Raw genomic sequence first — 21,261 nt, 5'->3', positions numbered from 1 at the left:
CGACTATGTTGTCTGTCTTGGATTGGTCTGCTTGTTAGTGGTTTGACGAAGGAGTGTTGACTCATGCAAGACAAACCTGCGACGGGCTCATTGCCGTCACCCGCCGCGTATATCAATGCGCAGAGTGCGATCACCGGCCTGCGCGGCCGGGACCTGTTCTCCACCTTGCGCAGCCTGGCGGCCCACAGCCTGCGCAATCCGTTGCACAGTGCCCGGCATACCCTGGCCCTGGGCGGCCAGCTGGGGCGTGTGCTGCTGGGGGAAACCCTGCACAAGACCAACCCCAAGGACAACCGCTTCGCCGACCCGGCCTGGAGCCTCAACCCCTTCTACCGGCGCGGCCTGCAGGCCTACCTGAGCTGGCAGAAGCAGGTGCGCCACTGGATCGACGACAGTGGCATGAGCGAGGACGACCGGGCGCGGGCACACTTTGCCTTTTCCCTGCTCAATGATGCCGTTGCGCCTTCCAATACCCTGCTCAACCCCCTGGCCCTCAAGGAGATCTTCAACACCGGGGGCAACAGCGTGGTGCGGGGCATCGGCAACCTGCTGGATGACCTGCTGCACAACAACGGGTTGCCCAGCCAGGTGACCAAGCACGCCTTCGAGGTGGGCAAGAACCTGGCGGTCACCCCGGGCTCAGTGGTGTTTCGCAATGAATTGCTGGAGCTGATCCAGTACAGCCCCATGAGCGAAAAACAGTACGCCAAGCCGCTGCTGATCGTGCCGCCACAAATCAACAAGTACTACATTTTCGACCTGAGCCCGACCAACAGCTTCGTCCAGTACGCGCTGAAAAACGGCCTGCAGGTGTTCATGGTCAGCTGGCGCAACCCGGATGTGCGGCACCGCGAGTGGGGCCTGTCGACCTACGTCGAGGCGGCCGAAGAAGCGCTGAACGTCACCCGGGCGATTACCGGCAGTCGCGAAGTCAACCTGGTGGGAGCCTGTGCCGGAGGGCTGACCATCGCCGCCCTGCAAGGCCATCTGCAGGCCAAGCGCCAGCTGCGCCGGGTATCCAGCGCGACCTACATGGTGAGCCTGCTGGACAGCCAGATGGACAGCCCGGCAACGCTGTTCGCCGACGAGAAGACCCTCGAAGCGGCCAAGCGTCGCTCCTATCAGCAAGGGGTACTGGACGGTCGCGACATGGCCAAGGTGTTCGCCTGGATGCGCCCCAACGACCTGATCTGGAACTACTGGGTCAACAACTACCTGCTGGGCAAGGAGCCGCCGGTCTTCGACATTCTCTACTGGAACAACGACAGCACCCGGTTGCCGGCCGCGCTGCACGGCGATCTGCTGGACTTCTTCAAGCACAACCCCCTGAGCCATGTCGGCGGGCTGGAAGTCTGCGGCACGCCGATCGACTTGCAGAAGGTCACGGTGGACAGCTTCAGCGTGGCCGGGATCAACGACCACATCACGCCCTGGGACGCGGTCTACCGCTCGACCCTGCTGCTGGGCGGCGAACGGCGCTTCGTGCTGTCCAACAGCGGCCACGTGCAGAGCATCCTCAACCCGCCGAGCAATCCCAAGGCCAATTACGTGGAGAACCGCAAGCTCAGCAGCGACCCGCGGGCCTGGTACTACGATGCCGAGCATGTGGACGGCAGCTGGTGGAGCCAGTGGCTGACCTGGGTCCAGGAGCGTTCGGGGGCGCAGCGGGAAACCCTCACCACCCTGGGCAACCAGAACTATCCGCCGATGGAGGCTGCGCCCGGCACCTACGTGCGCGTGCGCTGAAGACACTTTGCACCACGGTTCCACGCCGGAGCCGTGCCCCTTCAATGGACCGACAAGAAGTCAGGATGAAGACCCGCGACCGGATACTCGAATGTGCCCTGCAACTGTTCAATCAAAAGGGCGAGCCCAATGTCTCCACCATGGAGGTGGCCAATGAAATGGGGATCAGCCCCGGCAACCTCTACTACCACTTCCATGGCAAGGAGCCGCTGGTGCTCGGCCTGTTCGAGCGCTTTCAGAACGAACTGACGCCATTGCTGGACCCACCGTCCGACGTCCAGCTGGCGGCGGAAGACTACTGGCTGTTCCTGCACCTGATCGTCGAGCGCCTGGCCCACTACCGCTTTCTATTTCAGGACCTGTCCAACCTGGCCGGGCGCCTGCCAAAACTGGCCAAGGGCATTCGCAACCTGCTCAATGCCTTGAAACGCACCCTGGCCTCGTTGCTGGCCCGGCTCAAGGCTCAGGGGCAACTGGTCAGCGGCACCCAGGCCCTGGGGCAGCTGGTGGAACAGATCACCATGACCCTGCTGTTCTCTCTGGATTACCAGCGGATTCTCGATCGCGAAGGCGAAGTTCGGCTGGTGGTCTACCAGATCATGATGCTGGTGGCGCCACACCTGCTGCCGCCGGCAAAGATGGCCACCGAACAGATGGCGCTGCGCTACCTGGATGAGCAGGGCTAGAACGCCTCAATAAAAAACGCCCGGCCTTCCCAGGCCGGGCGTTTTTTATTCCTGATGCGATCAGGACTGGCTGCTTGGCGTCGCTGGAGCTGGCGCGGCAGTCGGGGTTGCAGCCGGGCTCGGGGCTGCGGCGGAGTTCGCCGAGCTGGCCGGAGCCGGGGCTGCAGGCTTGGCCGCAACAGCGGGCTTGGCTGCTGGTTTGGCCGCTGGCTTGGCAGCCACAGGCTTTTTCGCCACTGCAGGCTTGGCGGCCGGTTTGGCCGCTGGCTTGGCCGCTGCGGTTTTCGCCGCGGGCTTGGCTGCTGGCTTGGCAGCGGGCTTGGCCGCTACAGGCTTGGCAGCCGGTTTGGCCGCTGGTTTGGCGGCTGCGGTTTTCGCGGCCGGCTTGGCTGCGGGTTTAGCGGCGGCCTTGGCGACAGGCTTAGCGGCAGGCTTGGCCAGAGGCTTGGCTGCGGGTTTTGCAGCAGGCTTGGCAGCTGCAGTTTTGGCTGCAACCGGCGCAACCTTGGCACCTGTGAGTTTTTCAATCTGCTTGGTCAGGGTATCGACCTTGTCGTGCAGGGCCTTGACTTCGTTGCGGCTAGGCACGCCCAGACGCGAGATGGCGCTGTTCAAGCGCTTGTCGAAAGCGCCTTCCAGTTCATCCCACTTACCCAGGGCGCGATCCTTGACGTCGCTGATACGCGACTTGGCCGAAGTTGCGGAATCTTTGGCCGCATCAACTTTCTTGCCGACTACGCTCTTAGTCAGTTTCTCGGCTTTCTCACCATCTTTGACCAATGTCTCGAAAAGCTTGCTGCCGTCAGAGTCGATTTTCGAGTACACGCCTAAACCAGCAAGCCAAATTTTACGGGAGTACTCTTCGACTTTCCCGATCCACGAGCTGCCTTCTTTTTCAGTATTCTTTTTACCAGCCATCCCGTTCTCCTTAATGTTTACGCGCGACACGTTCGAGCAACGCCGTCAGCTCATCGAGCTTAGCAGAGAGTGTCTCAACGTCATGTTTAGACGGAATGCCGATACGATTCAAGGCACTGGCGACGCGCGTGTCAAAAGCCTTCTCGACCTTGTCCAGTTGCACTTCGACTTTGCCTTTAAGAGTGCTGACATCCCCTTTAACGCCATCTATCTGACTGTTGGCTGCTTCAAGTTGTTCAGTGACAACTTTTTTGCCTTTCTTTTCAACGGATTGACCAGCCTTGATCAACTCCTGGAAGTACTCGCTGCCTTCCTGACCGACTTTGGCGTAGGCCCCCAGGCCTGCCAGCCAGATCTTGCGGGCATAGGATTTGACTTCACTCAGAGCAGTCGATTGGGCATCAACTTTTTTCTTCAGAATTACTTTGGCCATGGTGCACCTCACGCGCAGAAGGTTTGAGGAACTGCCCTCGGAAAGAGGACCTGAGGCACAACCTAGAGAGAAAAATTAGAATCGGCACCCTAACGACTGTCATGAATTCATGTAGGAGCCGGTTTGTAGTGGTCCAGCTTTTTTGGACCACTCTGTAGGAGCATTAGGCCGCCAGCCTTTCAAAAGCAGCGGGCGGCAGATCGTTTGAGGCGCTGTGGCAACGCCGATGGTTGTAATGGGCAATGAAATCCATCACATCCTTCTGCGCCTCGAAATGATTCTGGTAGCCATTTTCAGGCGACCAGTCGTGTTTCAGTGTCCGGAAATAACGCTCCACCACCGCGTTGTCCCAGCAGTTTGCGCGTCGACTCATGCTCTGCACGATCTGCTTCTCAGCCAGGTATTCGACAAAGCGATCCGCGGTGTATTGGCAGCCCTGGTCCGAGTGGAATACCAGCGCTGAACCAGGTCGACGTATGCCAACAGCCAGCCGCAACGCCTTGAGCGACAGCTCGGCATCGGCGGTCCTGGAAAAGGCCCAGCCGACGATCCGACGTGAAAACAGATCCATCACGATTGCCAGGTACAGCCAGCTTCCACCGACGCGAATATAAGTGATGTCTCCGGCCCAAAACGTATTGGGCGATGCAGGATTAAAGCGACGATCAAGGACATTGGCTGCGGTATTGCTGGGCTTTCCGGTCCGACGATAGTGAGCGTAACGGGCTCGTCGTCTGACCAGACCAAGGTTTTTCATCAGACGGCCCATACGATGGCGTCCAACCACGACGCCCTGCTTTTTAAGCTCCCTGGCAAATCCCCGGGCGCCCAGGGCACCTCGATGCTCCCGGTGCAACTGCCGAATGGTCTTTTCCAGTTGCCGCTCGACCCCAGGCTCAGACCGGGCCAAGTGCTTGGCGTAATAGCTGCTGCGAGGCACGCCCAGAAGTCGGCAGCAGTGCCGAATGGAGAGCTGTCCTTTCAAACCCTCGATCATTTGATTCGGCTGAACAGCACCTTCAGATGAGAGGGCAATTGCTTTTTTAGGACGCTATTCTCGGCTTCCAGCAGGGCGAGCCTGGCCTGCAGTGAGTCAATCAGTTCCTGGTCCTGAGGGCGTGTGGGCAGCAAGGCTCCTTCATGCTCCTTGCGCCATCTGGCGACCCAGCGTCGCAGGGCTGTAGGCCCAACCCCGGTTTGCTCACACGCCTTAGGCACCGAGTAATTCATTTCCACGACCAGGCGAATAGCTTCAGCCTTTTCTTCAGCGCTAACAACCCGAAATCCCATGATGCTTCCTTAGGTTGAAACTCCTACAGAGTGGTTCAGGAATATTGAGCCACAACAGTTCAGACCAGAGCCTTGTCCAGAGCCTTTTCGATTTCCGACTTGATGGTGCCGCTCATGGCCGACATCAACATCCCCAGTTCCACGTCGATGCGGATCGACTCTTCACCCACATGCACCGCGCCTTTGACGCCCGAGCGCTTGAGGTTCAGGGTATCGCCTGCCCACTGCGGCTCCAGGCCATATTGATCGGCGAGTTTCTGCGCCAGTTTGTCGGCCTTTTCACGGGCTGCCTGCTTGCCCAGGCCATGGGCACGTTCAACACTAATACGGGCCATTGAAGGTCTCCTGCTGTTTCGGGACTTGCCTGAAGCATCTTGACCCTGCGTGCGTCAAAACGTCCCGGCGGATCGCTATCTTACATTCAGCCTTGCCAAGACAAAGACCGCCACCGGCATTAGAATGTCCCGCATTCTCTTTTGGTGACAGCGATATGACTGATCAGCGCAAAGGCAGCGATGCCGAACCCACCACTCACTTCGGCTTCAAGAATGTTCCTGAAAGCCAGAAAGCGGAAAAAGTCGCTGAGGTGTTCCACTCAGTAGCGGCCAAGTACGACTTGATGAACGACGTGCTGTCCGGTGGCATGCACCGCCTGTGGAAACGCTTCACGATCGAGCTGTCCGGCGTGCGCGCCGGCAATCGCGTACTGGACATCGCCGGCGGCACGGGTGACTTGACCAAGCGTTTCTCCCACCTGGTGGGCCCGACCGGCCAAGTGGTACTGGCCGACATCAACGAATCCATGCTCAAGGTCGGTCGTGACCGCCTGCTGGACCTGGGTGTGGCCGGCAACGTCGAGTTCGTCCAGGCCGATGCGGAAAAACTGCCGTTCCCGGACAACCATTTCGACTGCGTGACCATTGCCTTCGGCCTGCGCAACGTGACCCACAAGGAAGACGCCCTGCGCTCCATGCTGCGGGTGCTCAAGCCCGGCGGTCGCCTGCTGGTGCTGGAGTTCTCCAAGCCCACCAACGCGCTGATGTCCAAGGTCTACGACGCCTACTCGTTCGCCTTCATGCCCCTGGCCGGCAAGCTGATCACCAACGACTCGGAAAGCTACCGCTACCTGGCCGAATCGATCCGCATGCACCCCAACCAGGAAACCCTGAAGTCGATGATGGTCGAGGCCGGTTTCGACCGCGTGACCTATCACAACATGACCGCAGGCATCGTCGCCCTGCACCGCGGCATCAAGCCCTGATGTTGCTCAGCGGCCTGCTCGCCAGCGTCGAGACCGGCATCAATCGGGTGCTGCGTCTGGACAGCACGGCGCTGCCGCGCCTGCAGCACCTCAATGGCAAGGTGATCGCCGTGGAATGCCGCAACCCGGCGCTGCAGCTGTTCATCCTGCCCAGCGATGAAGGCCTGATGCTCGCCAGCCAGTGGGCCGCGGACCCGGACTGCACCCTGCGCGCACCGGCCTCGAGCCTGCTGCGCCTGGCCCTGAGCAAGGACAAGACCGCGGTCCTGCACGGCCCCGAAGTGGAGCTGGAAGGCGATAGCGGCGTGCTGCTGGACCTGGCAGCAACCCTTCAGGACCTGGAGCTGGACTGGGAGTACGAGCTCTCGCGCTGGCTGGGCCCCGTGGCCACCCAGCTGTTCAGTGGCCATGTGCGCAGCCGCGCCCGCTGGTATCAGCAAGGATTTGCCAGCCTCAACCAGAACCTCGCCGAATTCCTCGCCGAAGAATCGCGGACCCTGGTGGGTCAGCGCGAAGCCGAAGCGCGCTTTCGCGAGCTGGATCAGGCCAAACTCGACCTGGAACGTCTCGAGGCGCGCTTGGAGCGCCTTTCCCGATCCCTTGACCCAAGCGATAACGCATGAAGCTGCTTGCCGTCCGCCGTCTGTTGCGCATCCAGCGCGTCGTGATCCGCTACCGCCTCGATGACCTGCTGTTCGACCTGCCCCTGCCCTGGTTCCTCCTGGCCCTGCGCTTCGCCCTGCCCTGGCGCTGGTTCCCGCGCAAGCCGCTGGACCTGAGCCGCGGTGCACGCCTGCGCCTGGCGTTGCAGGACCTGGGGCCGATCTTCATCAAGTTCGGGCAGATCCTCTCGACCCGCCGCGACCTGCTGCCGGAAGACATCGCCGACGAGCTGATGCTGCTGCAGGACCGGGTGCCGCCGTTCGACTCGCAAAAGTCCGTGGCCCTGATCGAAGCGCAGCTGGGCAAGAAGATCAGCGACGTGTTCAGCCGCTTCGACATCGAGCCCCTGGCGTCGGCGTCGGTGGCCCAGGTGCACGCCGCCAAGCTCAAGACCGGCGAAGAAGTGGTGGTCAAGGTGATCCGCCCCGGGCTCAAGCCGATCATCGCCCAGGACCTGGCGTGGCTGTTCATCCTCGCCCGTGCCGCGGAAAAGCTCTCTGCCGACGCGCGCCTGCTGCACCCGGTGGACGTGGTCAGCGACTACGAGAAAACCATCTACGACGAGCTCGACCTGCTGCGCGAGGCGGCCAACGCCAGTCAGCTCAAGCGCAACTTCGAAGGCTCGCCGCTGCTCTATGTACCCCAGGTCTACTGGGACTGGTGCCGGCCCAAAGTGCTGGTGATGGAGCGCATCTACGGCATTCAGGTCACCGACCTGGCCACCCTGGCCGACCAGCGTACCGACATGAAGATGCTCGCCGAGCGTGGCGTGGAGATCTTCTTCACCCAGGTGTTCCGCGACAGCTTCTTCCACGCCGACATGCACCCGGGCAACATCTTCGTCAGCACCGTGCAGCCCTGGAGCCCGCAGTACATCGCCATCGACTGCGGCATCGTCGGCAGCCTGACCCCGGAAGACCAGGACTACCTGGCCCGCAACCTGTTTGCCTTCTTCAAGCGCGACTACCGCCGCGTGGCCCAGTTGCACATTGATTCCGGCTGGGTCCCGGCGGAAACCAAGCTCAACGAATTCGAGGCGGCGATCCGCACCGTGTGCGAGCCGATCTTCGAAAAACCGCTGAAGGACATTTCCTTCGGCCAGGTGCTGATGCGCCTGTTCCAGACCGCTCGGCGCTTCAACATGGAAGTGCAGCCGCAACTGGTGCTGCTGCAGAAGACCCTGCTCAACATCGAGGGCCTGGGCCGCCAGCTGTACCCGGACCTGGACCTGTGGAACACCGCGCAACCCTTCCTCGAACGCTGGATGCGCGAACGGGTCAGCCCCAAGGCCGTGCTCGGCAACATCCACAGCCAGATCGAACAGTTGCCGCACCTGGCCAACATGACCCGCGACCTGCTGGAGCGCATGTCCCAGCCCCATGCCGCCGATCCGCCAGCGCCCTGGCACAAGCGCAAGGACGACTGGTTCCTGCGCCTGCTGGGCACTGCCCACCTGGGCGGTGGTGCGGTCCTGGCCGCCGGCGGTCCATTGCATGAGCTGGGGCACTGGCCTGCTGGCATCATGATTGCGGTCGGTTTGTATCTGATCGTTCGCCGATAGCCAGTGGCGCGACCTGCTGGCAAACTGTCGAAATCGCCGAGGCGTCACCAGCGGGTTGAGCCCGGTTGTCGGAGTCGAAAATGAAAGATTGGCTGGACCAGATCAAATGGGATGCGGACGGCCTGGTGCCGGCCATCGCCCAGGATCACAAGACCGGGCGCGTACTGATGATGGCCTGGATGAACCGCGAGGCCCTGAGCCTGACCGCTGCCGAGAATCGCGCCATCTACTGGTCACGTTCCCGTGGCAAGCTGTGGCGCAAGGGCGAAGAATCCGGGCACGTGCAGAAGCTTCATGAAATGCGCCTGGACTGCGACGCCGATGTGATCATCCTGATGGTTGAGCAGATCGGCGACATCGCCTGCCATACCGGCCGCCACAGCTGTTTCTACCGCGTCTATGAAGATGGCGAGTGGAAAACCGTCGAACCGGTCCTCAAGGACCCGCACGCGATCTATTCTGCAGGACACTGACATGAGCGATACCCTCACCCGTCTGGCCCAGGTGCTGGAAGAGCGTAAAGACGCCGCAGCCGACAGCTCCTACGTCGCCAGCCTGTACCACAAGGGCCTGAACAAGATTCTGGAAAAAGTCGGCGAAGAATCGGTGGAAACCATCATCGCCGCCAAGGACGCTGCCATCAGCGGCGACTGCAGCGATGTGATCTACGAAACCGCGGACCTGTGGTTCCACACCCTGGTCATGCTGGCACAGCTGGGGCAGCATCCCCAGGCCGTGCTCGATGAGCTGGACCGCCGCTTCGGTTTGTCCGGACACGCCGAGAAAGCCTCGCGTCCGTCCGCCTGAACAACTTTCTAAGAGGAAACGCAGCATGGGCATTTTTGACTGGAAACACTGGATCGTCATCCTGGTGGTCGTGGTACTGGTATTCGGCACCAAGAAGCTCAAGAACCTGGGCACCGACGTCGGCGAATCGATCAAGGGCTTTCGCAAGGCCATGAATGACGACGAAAAGCCTGCCGAACCCGTGGTCCCGCCAGCAGCGCAGCCTGTGCCACCGGTTCAGCCGCAGCAGAGCGCGCCGTTGAGCCAGCCGCACACCATCGATGTGCAGGCGCAGAAAGTCGAAGAGCCGACCCGCAAAGACTCGTGAGCACTGACTAATGTTTGGTATCAGCTTCTCTGAACTGCTGCTGGTGGGCCTGGTGGCCCTGCTGGTGCTCGGCCCCGAGCGCCTGCCCGGCGCTGCGCGCACCGCCGGCCTGTGGGTCGGGCGCCTCAAGCGCAGCTTCAACGCGATAAAACAGGAAGTTGAACGTGAAATCGGTGCCGACGAGATCCGCCGGCAACTGCACAACGAGCACATTCTGTCCCTGGAGCAGGAAGCGCGGAAAATCCTCGCCCCGACCCAGCAGCAACCGACTCCGGTAGAGCCTGTGGCCGAGCAGACGATTCACGCGCCAGGCGCCGCTACGGTCGCCGAAGCGCCGCCAGCCAGCGAAGTGCCCGCGCCTCTGCCATCGACACCAGCACCGGCACCGACCGCAGAGCCCGCAGCCCCAGTGGCAACACCCGCCACCACGGCCCCCCACGACTCCACCTTGCCGCCGCGAGCACCATGAGCGATATCCCAGAGAACGACCAACACATGCCGCTGGTGTCGCACCTCACCGAGCTGCGCACCCGCCTGCTGCGCTGCGTAGCGGCGATCTTCATCATCTTCGCCGGGCTGTTCGCCTTCACCCAGCAGATCTACACCATCGTCTCCACGCCGCTGCGCCAGTACCTGCCGGTCGGCGCGACGATGATCGCCACCGACGTCGCCTCGCCGTTCCTGACGCCGCTGAAGCTGACCATGATGGTCTCGCTGTTCCTGGCGATCCCGGTGATCCTGCACCAGATCTGGGGCTTTATCGCACCCGGCCTGTACAAGCATGAAAAGCGCATTGCCGTGCCCTTGCTGGTGTCGAGCATCCTGCTGTTCTACATCGGCATGGCGTTCGCCTACTTCCTGGTGTTCCCGCTGATCTTCAAGTTCTTCGCCGCCGCCACCCCGGCCGGCGTGGAGATGATGACCGATATCACCAGCTACCTCGATTTCGTCATGACCCTGTTCTTCGCCTTCGGCGTGGCCTTCGAGATCCCGGTGGCCGTGGTCCTGCTGGTGTGGATAGGCGTGGTCAACGTGGCGTACCTGCGCAAGATCCGCCCTTACGTGATCATCGGCTGCTTCGTGGTGGGCATGATCCTCACCCCGCCGGACATTTTCTCCCAGACCCTGCTGGCCGTGCCCATGTGGCTGCTGTTCGAGATCGGCGTGCTGTTCGGCGGGCTGATCAGCAAACGTGGCGAGCACCCGGACGATGAACCGGCCGACGACCACAACGACCAGCCGCCAGCGACCCAAGCGTGAACCTGCTGCTTCTGGAAGAGGCCGATTTCATTGCGGCCGACCGGGTAGTGCTGCGCGACCGACGCCTGACCCACATGCAGGACGTGCATCGGGTGGCGGTCGGCGACAGCCTGCGGGTCGGGCGCATTGGCGGCTTGATGGGCAGTGCCCAGGTACTGCGCCTGGAGCCTGCTGAAGCCGAACTGCAAGTGACCCTCGATCAGCCGCCACCGGCCAAGCTGCCATTGACCCTGGTGCTGGCCCTGCCGCGCCCGAAAATGCTTCGCCGGGTGTTCCAGACCATAGCGACCATGGGCGTGCCGCGGCTGGTGCTGGTGAACAGCTACCGGGTAGAAAAGAGCTTCTGGCAGACCCCGTTCCTGGAACCCGAAACGATTCGCGAACACCTGGTGCTCGGCCTGGAACAGGCCCGTGACACCGTGCTGCCCGACGTCCTGATCGAAAAACGCTTCAAGCCCTTCGTCGAAGACCGCCTGCCGGCCCTCAGCGCTGGCACCCTGGGGCTGGTGGGCCACCCTGGCCCATATCCGCCCTGCCCTCGCGGGCTGGACCAGGCCGTCACCCTGGCCATTGGCCCGGAGGGCGGCTGGATTCCCTACGAGATCGATCTTCTGGGCAAGGCCGGCCTGCAACCGGTGCAACTGGGCGAACGCATCCTGCGGGTCGAAACCGCGGTCACCGCCCTGCTTTCGCGCCTGTTCTGAGCCCCCATGTGCGTGCTGGCCAAGTGGCCAGCCGGACCTCACGGTCGTAATGGCAACTAGCCAGTCAAGCTACAGAATCCCCCACTCCCGCCGATAGCCTATGGTTAAGCGCACATTGCTAAAAGGGAGTTCGCAGAATGTACCGTTGGCTAGCCAGAAACCTGGGAAACGTAAGCGTCAGCCTCAAGCTGGGTATCGGCTTCGGCCTGGTACTGCTCCTGACCCTGCTGATCACCGCCACCGGCTGGACCGGCCTGAGCCGGGTGATCGACCGGGGCGACAAACTGGGCAATATTTCCGTTATCTACGCCCTGACCAAGGACCTGCGCATCGCCCGCCTCAACTACGAGATGAGCCGCGGTGAACACGGCCCGGCAGCGGTCAACGACTTCCTCAAGCAACTCAACGACGGCCTGCAGGACGCTCGCGCGCAACTGCAGCAACCGGAAAGCATCACCATGGTCGACCAGCAACTGGACGCCGTGGCCGAATACCAGAAAGCCTTTGCCGACATGACTCGCGCCACCGCCAACCGCGAGGCTGCGAGGTCCCAGCTTGGCGCCACCGCGGACAATGCCGTGGCCCGGGTCGCGGAGGTTGAAAACTCACTGCTGCAAGGCGACAGCGTGGCGCAGTTCAATAGCGTGATCGACCTGTCCAAGCTGATCCAGCAGGCACGCTTCCAGGTACGCGGCTACACCTACAGCGCCAAGCCCGAGGCCAAGCAGCCGGCGCTGGACGCCATCGACAACGCCCTGAACAACCTCACCAGCCTGCCTTCGCGCCTGCCCGAGCAGCACGTTGCCAACCTGCAACAGGCCAGCGACTCGCTGAAGGCCTACCGGATGGCCGTCAGCGCCTACAGCGACGCCGAAGAAGCCAGCGCGGCTGCGCTCAAGCGCATGGCCGCCCAGGGCGACCGGCTGATGGACCTGAGCAAGCAGCTGACCGTGGCCCAGACCACCAAGCGTGACAGCGACGCCGCGCAGGCCAAGAGCACCCTGCTGATCGCCACCTTGCTGGCCATGCTGTTCGGCCTGATCGCCGCCTGGGCCATCACCCGGCAGATCACCCAGCCGCTGCAGCAGACCCTCAAGGCCGCCGAGCGCGTGGCTTCCGGGGACCTGAGCCAGAACCTCGCCGTGGAGCGCCGCGACGAACTGGGCCAACTGCAGAAAGCCATGCAGCGCATGACGGTGAGCCTGCGGGAACTGATCGGCGGCATCAGCGACGGGGTGACCCAAATCGCCAGCGCCGCCGAGCAACTGTCCGCGGTGACCGAGCAGACCAGCGCCGGGGTCAACAGCCAGAAAGTCGAGACCGACCAGGTGGCCACGGCCATGAACGAAATGGCCGCCACCGTGCAGGAAGTGGCGCGCAACGCCGAGGAGGCCTCCGAGGCCGCTGTGGCGGCCGACCAGCAGGCCCGCGAGGGTGACCGGGTGGTGAACGAAGCCATCGCCCAGATCGAGCGCCTGGCCAGCGAGGTGGGCCATTCCACCGAGGCCATGGGCCATCTCAAGCAGGAAAGCGACAAGATCGGCAGCGTCCTGGATGTGATCAAGTCGGTGGCCCAGCAGACCAACCTGCTGGCCCTGAACGCCGCCATCGAGGCCGCCCGGGCCGGTGAAGCCGGGCGGGGTTTTGCCGTGGTGGCGGATGAAGTACGCAGCCTGGCGCAACGTACCCAGCAATCCACCGAAGAAATCGCTGAACTCATCGTTGGCCTGCAAAGCGGCACCCAGCAGGTGGCCAGCACCCTGGATACCAGCCGCAGCCTGACCGACAGCAGTGTCGAGCTGACACGCCGGGCTGGTGGTTCCCTGGAAAACATCACCCGTACCGTGTCGGCGATCCAGGCGATGAACCAGCAGATCGCCGCGGCAGCAGAGCAGCAGAGCGCGGTGGCGGAAGAGATCAACCGCAGCGTGTTGAATGTGCGGGATGTGTCTGAACAGACGTCATCGGCCAGCGAGGAAACCGCCGCGTCCAGCGCCGAGCTGGCGCGGCTGGGGATTCACCTGCAAAGCCTGGTGGGGCGTTTCCGGGTCTGAGCCGCTTCGCCGGCAAGCCGGCTCCTACCGGGAAATGCAGGAGCCGGCCTTACAGCACCTGGCGCAGGAAAGCCTGGGCCCGCGGGTCTTGCGGCGCGTCGAAGAACACCTGCGGCGCCGCGTCTTCCAGTAGTTTGCCGTGATCGAAGAACAGCACCCGATCCGCCACTTCCCGGGCAAAGCCCATTTCGTGGGTCACGCAGACCATGGTCATGCCTTCCAGGGCCAGGGTCTTCATCACATCCAGCACCTCGCCGACCATTTCCGGGTCCAGGGCCGAGGTCGGCTCGTCGAACAGCATCACCTTGGGTTCCATGGCCAGGGCCCGGGCGATGGCCACACGCTGCTGCTGGCCACCGGAAAGCCGCGAAGGAAACTCGTGGGCCTTCTGGGCGATCCCGACCTTTTCCAGCAACGCCAGGGCCTTGGCCTCGCGCTCCTGCTTGCCGCGCTTGCGTACCACCTTCTGCGCCAGGCAGAGGTTTTCCAGCACGGTCATGTGCGGGAACAGGTTGAAGTGCTGGAACACCATGCCGACTTCCCGGCGGTAGGCGTTCACATCGGTCCTCGGGTCGGCCAGTTGCAGGCCGTCGATGCTCACCGAGCCGGAATCGAACTCTTCAAGGCCATTGAGGCAACGCAGGAAGGTCGACTTGCCGGAGCCGGACGGGCCGATCACCACCAGCACCTCGCCCTTGGCCACCTGGGTGGTGACGTTATCCACCGCGCGCACCACCTGGCCGCGGGTGTCGAAGACTTTTACCAGATCGCGGACTTCAATCACTTTGCGCGAGCCTCCGCTCAAGCCGGCTGGCCATCTTCGACAGCGGCAGGTTGATCAACAAATACAGGCCTGCCACGCAGAACAGGATCTCGAATGGCGAGAACGACGTGGTGATGACTTCCCGGCCGCTTTTGAGCAGTTCGGTAATGGCGATCACCGACACCAGGGAGGTGTCCTTGACCAGGCTGATGAACTGCCCGGCCAGCGGCGGCAGCACCCGCTTGAAGGCCTGGGGCAGCACCACATGGCGCATCGACTGGCCGGCGCTGAGCCCCAGGGAGCGAGCGGCTTCGTTCTGCCCGCGGGCGATGGACTGCACCCCGGCGCGAACGATTTCCGCCACATAGGCCCCGGTAAACAGCGACAGCGCGGCGATCCCGGCGAACTCCCGGGACAGATTGAGCACCGTGCCAATAAAGAAATAGAAGATGAAGATCTGCACCAGCAGCGGCGTGCCCCGCACCAGTTCGACATAGATCGTCGACAGGTCGCGCAGGGTCGGGTTGCTGGACAACCGGCACAGGCCGGTACCCAGGCCGATCAGCAGCCCCAGCACGCCGGACACCACCGACAGCCACAAGGTGGTCCACAGGCCCCACAACAGCGGGCCCGCGGCCCAGTGCCGGGTCACGCCGATGACATCGCCTTCGGCAACGTCATCGCCGCTAGCCACCTGCAAGCTGCTTTCATCGACGCTCAGATGCTGCTCGGCACCCGAGTCACCGCGCAGCGTGACTTGTGCCTTGCCGCCCTGGCGCACCACCTCGGCGACGGTGGAGATTTCCGCCGCCCGCTGGGACTCTTCGGCCTGATAGGCGAAGTACTGGGGGACACGGTTCCAGCGCCACTCGTAGGACATCAACGAGGTGGCGTAGTACAGCGCGCCAGCCAGACCGATCAGCACCAGCACGGTCAGCACGTGCCAGGGCCATTGGGCTTTCTTGTGTTTGTTCACTTTGCAGGTTCCAGCGGTTTGCAGCGGGGAGGTTCGGCAGAGCCCGGGTGGGCATCGTCGCGAGCAGGCTCGCTCTTACAAAAACGCTATGCGCCCTGTAGGAGCGAGCTTGCTCGCGATCAACCACAAGTCAGTTGCCTGACACCTATTCCATGTCCTTGAGCCACTCGGTGCTCTTGAACCACTTGTCATGGATGCGATCGTAGGTGCCGTCTTCGTGGATCTGGTGCAGGAAGTTGTTGATGAAGTTGATGCTGTCGTAATCGCCCTTCTTCAAACCGAAGGCCAGGGGCTCGTAGGTGAACGGCTTGTCGAGGAAGACCAGCTTGCCATTGCCCACTTTGTTGACGGCCACCACGTTGTACGGAGCGTCGTAGATGAAGGCGTCGGCCTTGCCGTTGACCACGTCCAGCACCGCTTCCTGCTCGTTGTCGTAGCCGTGGTACTTGGCCTTGGCGATCAGCTTCTTGGCGACCATCTCACCGGTGGTGCCCAGCTTGGAGGTGATGCGGTAGTCGGCGCTGTTCAGGTCCTTGTAGGACTTGATGGTGCCTTCCAGGTCCTTGCGGATCAGCAGGGTCTGGCCGACCACGATGAAGGGTTCGCTGAAGTTCAGGCGCAGGTTGCGTTCCTGGGTCAGGGTCATGCCGCTGCCGATCATGTCGAACTTGTCGGTCAGCAGGGCCGGGATGATACCGTCGTAGCCAGTGGAAACCATCTCCAGCTTGACCCCCATGGACTTGGCCATGGCCTTGAGCAGGTCGACTTCGAAACCGATGATTTCGCCACGCTTGTTGGTCATCTCGAACGGCATGTAGGTCGGGTCCATGCCGACTTTCAGCGTGCCGCGCTTGACCGCGTCGTCGATTGCGCCGGCCTGGGCCGTGTTGACCGCCAGCAGGGCTGCGGCACCCGCCAGCAGCAGCGAAAGATACTTCTTCATCTCAAGTCCCCTGAAGCCATTTTATTGTGGTGTCTGCGCACGGCGGTCATCTGCTTGAGTGCTTCGAATGGCAGGCCGTTGTCGATTGCGCGCAGAAATTTGCGGGTGCGATGCTAACGCACTCGGCCATTTGCACAAGGATTTTTGTTGTTTCAGGGGGAGCGACCGGTAGCCGCTGCCACAGCCTCCGGCAAGGCGTAGGCGGCCATTGGCGCCATAAAGCAAAACGCCCTTGAGCAAGAGCTCAAGGGCGTTGGCTTCAGGCCGGTTGCGGCGCCGCGTTCAACGGCTGCAACGGCAGCAGCGGTGCATGGGGATCGGCATCCACCGACTGGCGCCAGGCGCTCAGCCATTCGCTGTGCCCCTCGCTCCAGACCTGCTCGTGCAGGCGCCCCAGGGCTACCGGGTCGCTCAACAGCGCCAGCCGCTCGCTGTTGTTCAGGGCCGCCGGGCCGACTTTCAGGGCATGCCGTACACGCTCCTGGCGCAGCCACTCGATGGGCTCGGCCTGGGTGTGGCGCGAGGTCGCCAGGGCACAGGCCAGGGCGTTCTGCTGCGGATCCACCACGGCCCGGACAAAGCCGTCGTTGAGCGCATGCCAGCGGTTTTCATGGGTGTACTGGTCGGTTGCCAGCAGCGCCTGTGGCGGAGCGTATTCCTCGGGGATCAGGAACAGGCTTTCGTCACGGGACTTCAGGCCCAGGCCCACGCGGCTGGAGATCACCGACACCGGGATCGACAGCATCAACGAACCGACGATCGGTACCAGCCACCAGAGGAAGCTCGGGTTCAACCAGATCACCAGCAGCGCCCAGCAGAAGCCCAGCAGGGTCTGCGGACCGTGGCGCTTGACCGCTTCACTCCACGGCGTGGAGTCGTCGTCACGCTGTGGCGAGTTCCAGGTCGCGGCCCAGCCCAGGAATGCGGCCAGTACGAAACGGGTGTGGAAAATCATCCGCACCGGCGCCAGCAGCATGGAGAACAGCATCTCCAGGAGCATCGACAGGGTCACCTTGAACTTGCCACCGAACTCTTTCGCCCCCTTGGCCCAGATCAGGATGATGCTCAAGAGCTTGGGCAGGAACAGCAGCACGATGGTGGTGGAGAACAGCGCGATGGCCTTGTCCGGATGCCACTGCGGCCACAGCGGATACAGCTGCCGCGGCTCGAGGAAGTACTGCGGCTCCATCAGGGTGTTGACCGCCAGCAGGGCCGTGGACAGCACCAGGAAGAAGAACCACAGCGGCGCCGACAGGTAGGACATCACCCCGGTGAGGAACACCGCGCGGTGCACCGGGTGCATGCCCTTGACCAGGAACAGGCGGAAGTTCATCAGGTTGCCGTGGCACCAGCGCCGGTCACGCTTGAGTTCGTCCAGCAGGTTCGGCGGCAGCTCTTCGTAGCTGCCCGGCAGGTCGTAGGCAATCCACACGCCCCAGCCGGCACGGCGCATCAGCGCTGCTTCGACGAAGTCGTGGGAGAGGATCGCACCGGCGAAGGCACCCTTGCCCGGCAACGGCGCCAGGGCACAGTGCTCGATGAACGGCTGCATGCGGATGATCGCGTTGTGCCCCCAGTAGTGGGATTCCCCCAACTGCCAGAAGTGCAGGCCGGCGGTGAACAGCGGGCCGTAGACCCGGGTGGCGAACTGCTGCATGCGCGCATACAGGGTGTCCATGCCCGAGGCCCGTGGCGCGGTCTGGATGATCCCCGCGTCCGGCGTGGCTTCCATCAGGCGTACCAGGCTGGTCAGGCATTCGCCGCTCATCACGCTGTCAGCGTCGAGCACGACCATGTACTTGTAGTCACCGCCCCAGCGACGGCAGAAGTCGTCGAGGTTGCCGCTCTTGCGTTTCACTCGGCGGCGACGGCGGCGATAGAAGATCTTGCCGAAGCCCTTGGCTTCGCGGCAGACATCCAGCCAGGCCTGCTGCTCGGCCACGCAGATATCGCTGTCGTTGCTGTCGCTGAGGACGAAGAAGTCGAAACGGTCCAGGTCACCGGTGGCCGCCACCGACTCGAAGGTTGCGCGCAGGCCGGCAAACACCCGGGGCACGTCTTCGTTGCAGATCGGCATCACCAGTGCGGTGCGCGCATCCTTGGGAATCGGCTCGTTGCCGGCGCTGGCCCCGGAGATGCGGTACTTGTCGTGGCCGGTCAGCAGTTCCAGGAAGCCCATCAGGGCGGTCCAGAAACCTGCCGAGACCCAGCAGAACAGGATCCCGAACAGAATCAGGATGCTGGTCTGCAGGGCATAGGGCAGCACTTGCTGGGCGGTCTGCATCAGCGGCTGGTGCATGACCTCTTCCAGGTCGACGAAGGACCAGCCCTGGTACGGCATGATGCCTTTCATGTACCAGCCGGCGACGATGGTCTGGCCGAGCATCAGCACCAGCAGGATGTAGCGGCGGATAGAACCGACGGTACGCCAGCGAGCGGCCGGCAGTACCCGTTCGTCCTTCTTCGGCGCTGGCGGGTTGGTACGCCCGGTCAGGCGCCGCCAGCCGCGCACCAGGATATTGGTGCGCCACGGCTCCGGGACCACCTTGGTGCGGCGGATCGGTGGCGTGGCCTTGAGGCAGACCCGGCCCTCGGCGTCCACCGCGAGCATTTCCGCTTCTTCCAGCTCAGCGGCGGTGCTCAGGGTCAGGCGCTGGCCCACCGAGGCCTGGGCGGCATCGGTGGGGCCATCGAAGGTGCTGGACGACAGGCGTTGGTGCAATTCGCTGAAGGACTGGCAGCCCGCGAGTTCCGCGCGCTGCTGGTCCGACATCGGCAAATGCGCCAGGTACTCGGCAAGAGACTCTGGCTGTAGTTGAGAGTTACTCATCGGCAGGCAACTGATAGCTCCAGGTCTCGGTCAGGACTTGCTCCGTTTTAACCGGTTCCGGTGTGGCTGGGGCCGCGTCCGCAGCAGCAGGCTGCTTGGCGTCTTTGTGGTCCTTGTCCTTGGCGTTCTTGGCGTCTTTAGCCTCTTTGCCCGGCTGGGCTTGCGCCTGCTTGGCGGCTGCCGCTGCGGCTTCCTTCTCTTTCTTCTCCTGCTGCTTGGCGGCGATCTTGTCGGCCTTGGCGATGGAGGAGTTGGAGTTCGGCGTCGAGGCCTTGGCCGGCTCGGGCTGCGCAATGTCGCGGACCAGAGCGGCACGCATCTCGGTGGACTTGCTCGCGTCCTTGATCTTCATCCGCAGGGTCAGGCGCCAGCCCTTGGTTTCCGGGTTGTAGCGAACGCTGTTTTCCACCAGCTCGGCGTTGTCACCCACGCTGACCTGGCTACGAACGTCGGCGTTTTCCGGCAATGCCGCCAGGGACGGGCCTTCGAAGTCCACCAGGTAGGCCACGCTGCCGTCGGGCTGACGGATCAGGTTGGACTGCTTGACGTCACCGGTGGAGCGCAGGGTTTGCTGTACCCAGGCGCTGTCAGGGGAATGCAGGGCGGCTTCGTCGATGGTCCAGTGCAGGCGATAGGCGAAATCCAGCGGCTGGCCTGGCTCAGGCTGCTTTTCCGGGTTCCAGAACGCCACGATGTTGTCGTTGGTTTCGTCCGCGGTCGGGATCTCTACCAGGTCGACGGTGCCCTTGCCCCAGTCGCCCTTGGGCTCGATCCAGGCGCTTGGGCGCTTGTCGTAGCGGTCGTCGAGGTCTTCATAGTGGCTGAAGTCGCGGCCACGCTGGAGCAGGCCGAAACCACGCGGGTTCTCCACCGAGAAGTTGCTCACGGCCAGATGTTTCGGGTTGTTCAGCGGGCGCCAGATCCATTCGCCATTGCCGGCGTGGATCGACAGGCCGCTGGAGTCATGCAGTTCGCGACGGTAGTTGAGGACCTTCGACGGCTGGTTGGCGCCGAACAGGTACATGCTGGTCAGCGGGGCCAGGCCCAGCTTGCCGACCTTGTCACGCAGGAACACCCGGGCCTTGACGTCGACAATGGTGTCGGCGCCCGGCCGCAGGGTCAGGCGATAGGCGCCGGTGGCCCGTGGCGAATCCAGCAGGGCGTAGATCACCAGGTGCTTGTCGGTAGCCTTGGGCTGCTGGATCCAGAACTCGCTGAAACGCGGGAATTCCTCGCCGGATGGCAGGGCGGTGTCGATTGCCAGGCCCCGGGCGGACAGGCCATAGGTATGGCCCTTGCCAACGACGCGGAAATAGCTCGCGCCGAGCATGGTCATGATCTCGTCTTGCTTGTCAGCCTTGTTGATCGGGTACAGCACGCGGAAACCGGCGTAGCCGAGCTTCTCGGTGGCCTTGGGATCGAACTTCACGTCGCCGAAATCGAAACGGTTCGGGTCGTACTTGATCTCGGTAACGGTGTTGGCGCTGATCTCGTTGATCTTCACCGGCGTGTCGAAGTGCATGCCCTGGTGGTAGAACGACAGCTTGAACGGGGTCTTCTGGTCGGCCCATTCGGCTTTTTCGGTGAGGAAGCGGATTTTTTGGTAATCCGCGAACTTCATCTCACGGAACTCGTTCGGCAGGTTACTGCGCGGGGCCTCGTACTTCTGCCCGGCCAGGTCCTTGGCCTTGACCGATACATCATCCAGATTGAATGCCATGAGTTGACCGGCGCCGAGCAGGCAGACCAGCGCAGAGCCCGTCACCAGTGCGTTTCGTAACCGTTTGGCAAACAAGTTTGGTGCATTACAGGGACTAACAATCACGAGCAACCCTCGCCGAAAACAGATCAAAAAACCAACGGCCAGCTATCTATATGCCAGGTTGGCGAGCATTGTTCCGACTCCGATGGGGCTAAATGATTCCCCAAACGGCCGTGGACAAGTCTCTACTTAAGTCAAAATGGACCAACGAACGCTGATCCCCGTAGCGCGCGATTATCTAGTAGCCCGCGTTACAACGCATCAGGGGTAACAAAGTATTTATCGCGAAAAACAGCA

Annotated in this window: 22 protein-coding genes; 12 read left to right on the top strand and 10 right to left on the bottom strand. The window is 62.6% G+C overall.

The genetic code is table 11. The features are described from left to right. Nucleotides 1-63 precede the first annotated feature (63 nt). Together phaC and KI242_RS02225 are read left to right on the top strand one after the other, a co-directional pair. Entirely contained in the window at nucleotides 64-1,746 is a 1,683-nt protein-coding gene (gene phaC / locus KI242_RS02230) for a class II poly(R)-hydroxyalkanoic acid synthase (RefSeq protein WP_011058807.1), read from the top strand. A 65-nt stretch (nucleotides 1,747-1,811) separates the two neighbouring features. Then, complete coding sequence (locus tag KI242_RS02225; RefSeq protein ID WP_011058806.1) at nucleotides 1,812-2,432, top strand: TetR/AcrR family transcriptional regulator; 621 nt, start codon at nucleotides 1,812-1,814, stop codon at nucleotides 2,430-2,432. Between the two features lie 60 nt (nucleotides 2,433-2,492). Here the strand turns inward: KI242_RS02225 and KI242_RS02220 are convergent, their stop codons facing one another. From KI242_RS02220 to KI242_RS02200, 5 genes are all read right to left on the bottom strand, one after another. After that, nucleotides 2,493-3,350: a phasin family protein gene (locus tag KI242_RS02220; RefSeq protein WP_174395697.1), complete on the bottom strand. Its 858-nt coding sequence runs from the start codon at nucleotides 3,348-3,350 to the stop codon at nucleotides 2,493-2,495. Nucleotides 3,351-3,360: 10 nt separating this feature from the next. After that, nucleotides 3,361-3,783, bottom strand: a complete 423-nt coding sequence (locus KI242_RS02215; RefSeq protein WP_011058804.1) for a phasin family protein — start codon at nucleotides 3,781-3,783, stop codon at nucleotides 3,361-3,363. A 163-nt stretch (nucleotides 3,784-3,946) separates the two neighbouring features. After that, a complete protein-coding gene (locus KI242_RS02210) occupies nucleotides 3,947-4,780 on the bottom strand; it encodes an IS3 family transposase (RefSeq protein WP_169894174.1) in 834 nt (277 codons plus the stop codon). Next, nucleotides 4,777-5,073 (bottom strand): transposase, encoded by a 297-nt coding sequence (locus KI242_RS02205; protein ID WP_092308884.1) that lies wholly within the window; start codon nucleotides 5,071-5,073, stop codon nucleotides 4,777-4,779. Before KI242_RS02205 ends, KI242_RS02210 begins: the two co-directional genes overlap by 4 nt. Before the next feature lie 59 nt (nucleotides 5,074-5,132). Continuing rightward, on the bottom strand, nucleotides 5,133-5,408 hold the full coding sequence (locus tag KI242_RS02200) for a polyhydroxyalkanoic acid system family protein (RefSeq protein ID WP_011058803.1): 276 nt from the start codon (nucleotides 5,406-5,408) through the stop codon (nucleotides 5,133-5,135). A gap of 155 nt (nucleotides 5,409-5,563) precedes the next feature. On the opposite strand from KI242_RS02200, the gene ubiE reads away from it, so the two are divergent. The 10 genes from ubiE to KI242_RS02150 all read left to right on the top strand — a co-directional run bounded on the left by ubiE (nucleotide 5,564) and on the right by KI242_RS02150 (nucleotide 13,690). After that, nucleotides 5,564-6,334: a bifunctional demethylmenaquinone methyltransferase/2-methoxy-6-polyprenyl-1,4-benzoquinol methylase UbiE gene (gene ubiE, locus KI242_RS02195; RefSeq protein WP_011058802.1), complete on the top strand. Its 771-nt coding sequence runs from the start codon at nucleotides 5,564-5,566 to the stop codon at nucleotides 6,332-6,334. Continuing rightward, nucleotides 6,334-6,957, top strand: coding sequence for an SCP2 domain-containing protein (locus KI242_RS02190; RefSeq protein ID WP_015633857.1), 624 nt, complete (start codon nucleotides 6,334-6,336; stop codon nucleotides 6,955-6,957). Before ubiE ends, KI242_RS02190 begins: the two co-directional genes overlap by 1 nt. Then, nucleotides 6,954-8,558, top strand: a complete 1,605-nt coding sequence (gene ubiB, locus KI242_RS02185; protein WP_011058800.1) for a ubiquinone biosynthesis regulatory protein kinase UbiB — start codon at nucleotides 6,954-6,956, stop codon at nucleotides 8,556-8,558. Before KI242_RS02190 ends, ubiB begins: the two co-directional genes overlap by 4 nt. Nucleotides 8,559-8,638: 80 nt before the next feature. After that, nucleotides 8,639-9,031, top strand: a complete 393-nt coding sequence (gene hisI, locus KI242_RS02180) for a phosphoribosyl-AMP cyclohydrolase (RefSeq protein ID WP_011058799.1) — start codon at nucleotides 8,639-8,641, stop codon at nucleotides 9,029-9,031. 1 nt (nucleotide 9,032) lies between these two features. Then, nucleotides 9,033-9,365, top strand: a complete 333-nt coding sequence (locus KI242_RS02175) for a phosphoribosyl-ATP diphosphatase (protein ID WP_011058798.1) — start codon at nucleotides 9,033-9,035, stop codon at nucleotides 9,363-9,365. A gap of 25 nt (nucleotides 9,366-9,390) precedes the next feature. Next, nucleotides 9,391-9,672, top strand: a complete 282-nt coding sequence (locus tag KI242_RS02170; RefSeq protein WP_077933226.1) for a twin-arginine translocase TatA/TatE family subunit — start codon at nucleotides 9,391-9,393, stop codon at nucleotides 9,670-9,672. Nucleotides 9,673-9,682: 10 nt separating this feature from the next. Continuing rightward, on the top strand, nucleotides 9,683-10,141 hold the full coding sequence (gene tatB / locus KI242_RS02165; protein WP_011058796.1) for a Sec-independent protein translocase protein TatB: 459 nt from the start codon (nucleotides 9,683-9,685) through the stop codon (nucleotides 10,139-10,141). Then, the gene (tatC, locus tag KI242_RS02160; protein WP_011058795.1) at nucleotides 10,138-10,932 is read left to right on the top strand and encodes a twin-arginine translocase subunit TatC; all 795 of its coding nucleotides are present in this window, start codon (nucleotides 10,138-10,140) and stop codon (nucleotides 10,930-10,932) included. Before tatB ends, tatC begins: the two co-directional genes overlap by 4 nt. Further along, nucleotides 10,929-11,636 carry a 16S rRNA (uracil(1498)-N(3))-methyltransferase gene (locus KI242_RS02155; protein ID WP_011058794.1) on the top strand — a complete coding sequence of 236 codons (708 nt, stop codon included), beginning with the start codon at nucleotides 10,929-10,931 and terminating at the stop codon, nucleotides 11,634-11,636. Before tatC ends, KI242_RS02155 begins: the two co-directional genes overlap by 4 nt. A 137-nt stretch (nucleotides 11,637-11,773) precedes the next feature. After that, nucleotides 11,774-13,690: a methyl-accepting chemotaxis protein gene (locus tag KI242_RS02150; RefSeq protein ID WP_041115316.1), complete on the top strand. Its 1,917-nt coding sequence runs from the start codon at nucleotides 11,774-11,776 to the stop codon at nucleotides 13,688-13,690. Between the two features lie 49 nt (nucleotides 13,691-13,739). Here KI242_RS02150 and KI242_RS02145 read toward each other — a convergent pair whose 3' ends face one another. From KI242_RS02145 to KI242_RS02125, 5 genes are all read right to left on the bottom strand, one after another. Further along, nucleotides 13,740-14,474 carry an amino acid ABC transporter ATP-binding protein gene (locus tag KI242_RS02145; protein ID WP_011058792.1) on the bottom strand — a complete coding sequence of 245 codons (735 nt, stop codon included), beginning with the start codon at nucleotides 14,472-14,474 and terminating at the stop codon, nucleotides 13,740-13,742. After that, nucleotides 14,467-15,429 (bottom strand): amino acid ABC transporter permease, encoded by a 963-nt coding sequence (locus KI242_RS02140; RefSeq protein WP_011058791.1) that lies wholly within the window; start codon nucleotides 15,427-15,429, stop codon nucleotides 14,467-14,469. Before KI242_RS02140 ends, KI242_RS02145 begins: the two co-directional genes overlap by 8 nt. Before the next feature lie 145 nt (nucleotides 15,430-15,574). Further along, on the bottom strand, nucleotides 15,575-16,372 hold the full coding sequence (locus KI242_RS02135) for a transporter substrate-binding domain-containing protein (RefSeq protein ID WP_019095754.1): 798 nt from the start codon (nucleotides 16,370-16,372) through the stop codon (nucleotides 15,575-15,577). Nucleotides 16,373-16,631: 259 nt separating this feature from the next. Further along, on the bottom strand, nucleotides 16,632-19,202 hold the full coding sequence (gene mdoH, locus KI242_RS02130) for a glucans biosynthesis glucosyltransferase MdoH (protein ID WP_011058789.1): 2,571 nt from the start codon (nucleotides 19,200-19,202) through the stop codon (nucleotides 16,632-16,634). After that, nucleotides 19,195-21,027, bottom strand: coding sequence for a glucan biosynthesis protein G (locus KI242_RS02125; protein ID WP_011058788.1), 1,833 nt, complete (start codon nucleotides 21,025-21,027; stop codon nucleotides 19,195-19,197). The genes mdoH and KI242_RS02125 overlap by 8 nt, the downstream gene beginning before the upstream one ends. Nucleotides 21,028-21,261 lie beyond the last annotated feature (234 nt).

Origin of the sequence: Pseudomonas sp. Eqa60 (genome assembly GCF_018326405.1) — a bacterium.
Lineage (GTDB): Bacteria > Pseudomonadota > Gammaproteobacteria > Pseudomonadales > Pseudomonadaceae > Aquipseudomonas > Aquipseudomonas protegens.
The sequence above is the reverse complement of the archived record's forward strand: the minus strand, read 5'-3'. Positions and strand labels throughout refer to the sequence as shown.